Genomic DNA, 6,385 nt, shown 5'->3' with positions numbered 1-6,385 from the left:
CACCGCCGTCGTCACCTGCGCGATGTCCCGCACCTGAGCGGTGAGGTTCCGGAAGGCGCTGTTCACCGAGTCGGTGAGGTCCTTCCAGATCCCCGCGGCGCCCGGCACCTTGGCCTGGCCGCCCAGCACACCGTCCGTACCGACCTCGCTGGCCGCGCGCGTGACCTCCCGCGCGAGGGTGCGCAGCGTGTCCGTCATGGCGTTGATGGTCTCGGCGAGCTGCGCGACCTCGCCGCGCGCGTTCACCGTGATCTTCTGCGACAGGTCGCCGTTCGCCACGGCCGTCGTGACCTGCGCGATCTCGCGAACCTGGGACGTGAGGTTCCCCGCCATCAGATTGACGGAGTCGGTGAGGTCCTTCCAGACGCCCGCGGCGCCCGGGACCGACGCCTGGCCGCCCAGCTCGCCCTCGGTGCCGACCTCCCGCGCGACCCGCGTCACCTCGGACTGGAACGAGGAGAGCTGGTCGACCATCGTGTTGACGGTGTTCTTCAGCTCCAGCATCTCGCCCGCGACGTGCACGGTCACCTTGCGCGACAGGTCACCCTTCGCGACGGCCGTCGTCACCAGGGCGATGTCCCGGACCTGAGCGGTCAGCCGGGACGCCATCGTATTGACGGAATCCGTCAGATCCTTCCAGGAACCGGACATACCTCGCACGCGCGCCTGGCCGCCCAGCTTCCCCTCGGTCCCGACCTCGCTCGCGACCCGCGTCACCTCGTCGGTGAACGCCGAGAGCTGGTCCACCAGCCCGTTCACCGTCCGCCCGACCTTCAGGAACTCGCCCCGCAGCGGATGGCCGCCGCCGTCCGTGCCGCGGGAGCGCAGATCCATCCGCTGCTCCAGATCGCCGTCCGCCACGGCGGAGAGCACCCGTCCGACCTCGGACACGGGGCGGGCCAGATCGTCCACCAGCGCGTTCGCCGCGTCGATCGCGGAGGCCCAGGAGCCCTCGCAGGTGCCGGTGTGCAGCCGCTCTGTGAGTTTTCCCTCGCGGCCCACGACCCGGCGCACCCGGGACAGCTCGCCCGTCAGATGCAGATTCTGGTCCGCGACCTCGTTGAAGACAGCGGCGATCTCGGCCATCGGGCCCTCGCCCGTCACGGTGAGACGCTTCCGGAAGTTCCCGTCGCGCATCGCCGTCAATGCGGACAGCAGCTTGTTGACGGACGCGGCGTCCACTTCGATCGTCCCGTTCTTGCGGGACCGTCCGCCCTTCGCGCGCGTGTTGGTGCTACGCGCCGCTGCGCCAGACTCCACTGTCCCTCCCGCGGGTCGACCATCTGCCCGGGCTCTTTTACTCCGAGCCTTCCCAGTGTTTCACCCTGCCCGAACCCGGCGATAACAGTTCGGCAGCATGGCATACGGCTCTTCGGCCGCGCCGGACGGAAATCACCCGCATCCGGCGGACACGCGTGGCGAGAACGTAAGTAACCTGGCACCCGGCTGTCCGCATCCCCCGCCCCCCGCGGGGGTGCCCCCACCGGTCGGCTGGGTAGGGGGCAACAGAGGACAGCGGCGTGAGCACGACGGGTTACGGAGGGGCGCTGCGGTGACGCAAAGGCAGGGCGCCGGGCATGGGGGTCCCCCCACCGACATTCCGCCTGCCCCCGGGAGCGCCCCGGTGGAGACGGGACACCCGGGACACACGGCGGCCGTGACCGCGCAGCGGACACTCCCGCGCCAGTCAGGCGACGAGACACCGATGGGGAGACCAGTGATCACCGCGCGAGCCGCTGCCACCTTCGAGCCGGTGGGGCGCTCCGTCGCCTCCGCGCGCGGCTTCGTGCGCGACACCCTCCAGGGCTGGGGTCTCGCCGACATCGTCGACGACGCCGTCGTCCTCACCAGCGAGCTGGTCACCAACGCCGTCGTGCACGCGGGCACCGCCGCCGAGGTCCTCTGCCTCCGCGACGAGGAAGGCGTCCGCGTCGAGGTCGTCGACCGCTACCCCGAGCGCGAGCTGCCCCTCCAGGAGCCCGGGATCCAGCCGGGCAGCCCGGACCGCGAGGGCGGCCGCGGGCTGCTGCTCTGCGCGGCCCTCGCCACCCGCTGGGGCGTCGACTACACGGCGGCCGACAAACGCGTCTGGTTCCGCCTCGACCTCCCCGAGCGCCCCGTCGGCACCCGCGCCGCGGGCCCGGCGCTCCCCGACACCGCGCTGCCCGTCGCCGACACCCGCGTCCACGTCGGAGTCGTCCAGGTCGACCGCAGCGGCGCCATCAGCGCGTGGAACGAGGACGCGACCGAGCTCTTCGACTACCCCGCCGAGCAGGTCCTCGGCAAACCCCTCACCGACCTCGCCGCCTGGCCCCACACCCCCGGCACCGGCACCGGCATCGCCGAGGCCCTCCGCCTCTCCCGCTGGGAGGGCTCGTACGGGGTACGCGCGTCCGATGGCCGTACGATCCCGGTCTACGCCTCTCACCTGCGCGTCCGCGACGGCGACGGGGAGCCCTCCACCGTCTGCCTCCTCGTCCGCGAGCACGAGCGCGCCGTCCTCCAGTCCCCGCCGCGCGGCCCCGCCATGGACGGCGGCCAGCGCCAGCCGGACGCGCACGAGAGCTCGGCCACCGACCCGTTCGAGGTCTTCATCGGCTCCCCCGCGCCCGACGACCTCGACGGCCTGCTCCAGCGCACCGTCGAGCGCGCCCGCGACATGCTCGACGGCGACGCCGCCTATCTCCTCCTCGCCACCGACGACGAGACCGAGCTGGAGGTCCGCGCCTCCACCGGCCTCCCCTCAGCGCGCCAGCGCTTCGCACGCGTCCCGGTCGAGGCGGGCAGCGGGCGGTACGGGAACGCGCGCATGCCGTCCGTCCACGAGGACCTCACCGTCGTCCCCGGCGCCGTCCCGCTCCTCGCGGGCACCGGCATGCGCTCGGTCGTCACCGTCCCGCTCAAGGTCGAGGGACGGCTGACCGGCTCGCTCGGCGTCGCCACGGAGTCCCCGGGGCGGTATTCGAACGAGGAGGCGCTGCGTCTCCAGTTCGCCGCCGACCGCATCGCGCTCGCCGTCGAACGGGCCCGTCTCACCGAGCTGGAGCGACTGCGCCGCGGCTCGCTCTCCTTCCTCGTCGAGGCCTCCGACCTGCTCGCCGGAACGCTCGACCGGGACCAGACCCTGGCCCTCATGGCCCAGATGACCGTCCCGACCCTCGCCACCTGGTGCGCGGTCTACACGGTCGCCGACCAGGGCTCCGAGCCCAAGCTCTCCTACGTGCTGCACGAGGACGAGGACCGGATCGACAACCTCAAGGCCCTGCTCTCGAAGGTCGATCCGCCCGACCCGGTGCCCACTCCCGGCGCCCGCGTCTGGACCGCGCCCACCGACGCCGCGCGCTCCGCCGCCCTGCGCACCTCGCTGCGCAGCGTCGTGATGCACGCCGAGGACCACCGCGCGGCACCCGGCACGACCCTCGCGACCGCCTCCGCCGTCGGCGGCGAGACCGTGGTCCTGCCGCTCGTCGCCCGTAACCGCGTGATCGGCATGCTCACGCTGGGCAAGCCCACCGACGAGCGGTTCCGCCAGGAGATCCTGGAGCTGGCCGAGGACCTCTCCCGCCGCGCCGCGCTCGCCCTCGACAACGCGCGCCTGTACTCCGAGCGCACCGCCATCAGCCAGTCCCTCCAGCGCAGCCTCCTCCCGCCCGAGACCCCCGAGGTCGCCGGCGGCGTCGAGGTCGAGGTCATCTACCGCGCGGCGGGCGAGGGCAACGAGGTGGGGGGCGACTTCTACGACCTGTTCGAGATCAGCGACGGCACCTACGGCTTCGCCATCGGCGACGTCTGCGGCACGGGCCCCGAGGCGGCGGCCGTCACGGGCCTCGCCCGGCACGCGCTGCGCCTCCTCGCCCGCGAGGGCCTCGGCGGCCCCGCCGTGCTCGAACGGCTCAACACGGCGATCCTCGACGAGGGCGCCCGCAGCCGCTTCCTCACGCTCCTCTACGGAGAGCTCCGCCCCCAGCAGGAGGACGGCAGCTCCGAGCTGAAGGTCGTCTGCGCGGGCCACCCCCTCCCGCTCCGCCTCCGCCAGGACGGCAGCGTCGAACCCGCGGCCGAACCCCAGCCCCTGCTGGGCGTGATGGACGACCTGGAGCTCTACGAGCAGACGGTCACCCTCGACCCGGGCGACGTCCTCCTGTGCGTCACGGACGGCATCACCGAGCGCCGCGAAGGCACCCGCATGCTCGGCGACGACGGCCTGGCCGACGTCCTCTCCACCTGTACGGGCCTCACGGCGGGCGCCGTCGCGGCCCGCATCATGCGCGCGGTCGAGCGCTTCGCCAACGATGCGCCGTCCGACGACATGGCCATCCTCGCGATGCGCGTACCGGAATAGCCCCGGAACAGCAGAAGGGCCTCCGCCGAGCGGCGGAGGCCCTTTCGCAACTGCTGTTCTCTGAGCCCCAAAACGGAATCGAACCGTTGACCTTCTCCTTACCATGGAGACGCTCTGCCGACTGAGCTATTGGGGCGCGGTCAGCGGAAAAGATCTTACCCCATGCACGGCGGTGCTCTCGACCGCCGCCCGGCGCCCTGTCACGATGCGGCGATGCGGACCCGATTACGCCGTCCCTGGCTGATCACAGCACTCCTCTGCCCGCTGACGCTCCTGGGAGCCGCGGCCTGCGGAGGCGACTCCGGTGACTCCGGCACATCCGAACGGCCCCGCCACGACCGCGCGGACGGCCCCCGCCCCGGAAACCAGAGGGCCAGCCTCACCTGGAAGGGAAAGAAACGCACCTACCGCGTCCACGCGCCTCCCGGATACCGGCCGTCCGACACACTCCCTCTGGTCATCGCCCTGCACCCCTTTCCGGGCACGGGCAAGGAAATGAGCGAGCTGAGCGGTCTCGACGCCAAGGCCGACAAGGAGAAGTTCCTCGTCGCCTATCCCGACGGACGAAGCGGCGGCTTCAACGCCTTCGTATGCTGCGGGAGCGAGGACGACGTCGGCTTCATCCGCCAAATCGTCAAGAAGTTCACGACCGACTGGCACGCCGACAAGAACCGCGTCTACGCCACCGGCATCTCCAACGGCGGCGACCTCACGCTCAAGCTCGCCGTCGAAGTCCCCGACACCTTCGCGGCGATCGCCCCGGTCAGCGGCGGATTCATCGGCAAGGCGCCCTTGGACCCGTCCTACGCGCCCAAGAGTCCCGTCTCCCTCATCACGTTCCTCGGCGGCACCGACAGGAACTACAGCCAGTTCCGCGACGGCATGAAGTCCTGGCACACCCGTCTCAAGTGCACGCCGGAATCGAAGCAGCGTCTCCCGAAGGGCAATTCCCGTACGACCGCGAGCTGCCGCGACGGCAGCGAAACGGTCGTCTACACCCTCCCGGCCATGGGCCACGCCTGGCCCGGCGCCCGCGGAGCCGATCTCGCCGACCCGCAGGCGGGGCTCAACGCCACGGATCTCGTATGGGACTTCTTCGAGAAGCACCCACGGAAGAAATCCTGAGAAAGCACGCCCGGCCCGTACCCGTACCCGTACCCGTACCCGTCAGGAAGCGCGCTCGTGCATCAGCCCGCCGAGCGCGTTGCACGCCGAGACCACCTGGTGCAGCTCACGCTTGCTCATCGCGGAGGACAGCGGCAGCGCCAGGCATTCCTCGGCGGCCTTCTCCGCCGCGGGCAGCTGCACCTCCGCGCGGAATCCCGGCAGCCAGTGCACAGGCGCCTTCACCGGCACATGGCACTCCACGCCCCGCGCCCGCAGCGCCCGCTTGAACGCGTCCCGGTCGGGCCGCCCGTTCCCCGGTACGCGGACCACGTACTCGGTGTACGCGTGCTCGACGTCCTTTCGCGCGCCCGGTATCACGACCCCGTTCAGCCTGCGCGCGAGATAGGCGGCGTGCTGGCGCCGGCGCACGGCGTCCACGGAATCCGTACGGGGCCGCGGCTCCCATTCCACGAGGCACGTCCCGCGGCGCTGCGCGACCGCTTCCAGTCCCGTCATGTCCGCGGCCTGGCCGAAGAGATGAACGGGCACGATCGCCGCGGTCCTCTCCGTCACCACGGCCTCCACGGCCTCGGCGTCGAGGCAGAAGCTCGCGGGATCCACGTCCGCGCACACGGGCCGCGCACCCAGCTCACGCACGGCCTGAGCCACTTCCGCACCCCCGAACGCGGGCAGTACGACCTCGTCTCCGGCACCCACCCCTGCGGCGGTCAACTGTGTCGTCCCCATGAGGCGGATGCTGTCCACCTCATGTGAACTCCGGGTGACGAGAAATAAAAAGGCCGAGGGCCCTGGATTGAAATCCAGGGCCCTCGGCCTCAAATTTAGTTCGGCGGTGTCCTACTCTCCCACACGCTCCCGCATGCAGTACCATCGGCGCTGAAAGGCTTAGCTTCCGGGTTCGGAATGTGACCGGGC

Annotated in this window: 4 protein-coding genes, 1 tRNA gene and 1 rRNA gene; 2 read left to right on the top strand and 4 right to left on the bottom strand. The window is 71.3% G+C overall.

Annotation, left to right across the window (positions count from 1 at the left end; genetic code table 11):
* Nucleotides 1–1,260 (bottom strand): HAMP domain-containing protein (locus ACGF3A_RS42025; protein ID WP_393736256.1); only part of this gene is annotated, 1,260 nt, incomplete at its 3' end.
* A 457-nt stretch (nucleotides 1,261–1,717) separates the two neighbouring features.
* Here ACGF3A_RS42025 and ACGF3A_RS42020 point away from each other — a divergent pair.
* Nucleotides 1,718–4,342 (top strand): SpoIIE family protein phosphatase, encoded by a 2,625-nt coding sequence (locus tag ACGF3A_RS42020; protein ID WP_393736253.1) that lies wholly within the window; start codon nucleotides 1,718–1,720, stop codon nucleotides 4,340–4,342.
* Nucleotides 4,343–4,405: 63 nt separating this feature from the next.
* Here ACGF3A_RS42020 and ACGF3A_RS42015 read toward each other — a convergent pair.
* A tRNA-Thr gene (locus tag ACGF3A_RS42015) sits at nucleotides 4,406–4,478 on the bottom strand.
* Nucleotides 4,479–4,555: 77 nt separating this feature from the next.
* Between ACGF3A_RS42015 and ACGF3A_RS42010 the strand changes: the two genes are divergently transcribed.
* On the top strand, nucleotides 4,556–5,467 hold the full coding sequence (locus ACGF3A_RS42010) for an alpha/beta hydrolase family esterase (RefSeq protein WP_393736251.1): 912 nt from the start codon (nucleotides 4,556–4,558) through the stop codon (nucleotides 5,465–5,467).
* A gap of 42 nt (nucleotides 5,468–5,509) precedes the next feature.
* Here the strand turns inward: ACGF3A_RS42010 and ACGF3A_RS42005 are convergent, their stop codons facing one another.
* The gene (locus ACGF3A_RS42005) at nucleotides 5,510–6,196 is read right to left on the bottom strand and encodes a DegT/DnrJ/EryC1/StrS family aminotransferase (RefSeq protein WP_393736249.1); all 687 of its coding nucleotides are present in this window, start codon (nucleotides 6,194–6,196) and stop codon (nucleotides 5,510–5,512) included.
* Between the two features lie 98 nt (nucleotides 6,197–6,294).
* A 5S ribosomal RNA gene (rrf, locus tag ACGF3A_RS42000) occupies nucleotides 6,295–6,385 on the bottom strand; the annotation flags it as partial.

Source organism: Streptomyces sp. NPDC048172, from assembly GCF_043202595.1.
In the GTDB taxonomy this organism is placed as follows: domain Bacteria; phylum Actinomycetota; class Actinomycetes; order Streptomycetales; family Streptomycetaceae; genus Streptomyces.
This window is presented reverse-complemented; position numbering and strand designations above follow the sequence as displayed.

Bases quoted from the DNA above. Each gene is read 5' to 3' on its own strand.
- ACGF3A_RS42010 (WP_393736251.1), top strand. From the start codon at position 4,556: ATGCGGACCCGATTACGCCGTCCCTGGCTGATCACAGCACTCCTCTGC.
- ACGF3A_RS42005 (WP_393736249.1), bottom strand. From the start codon at position 6,196: ATGGGGACGACACAGTTGACCGCCGCAGGGGTGGGTGCCGGAGACGAG.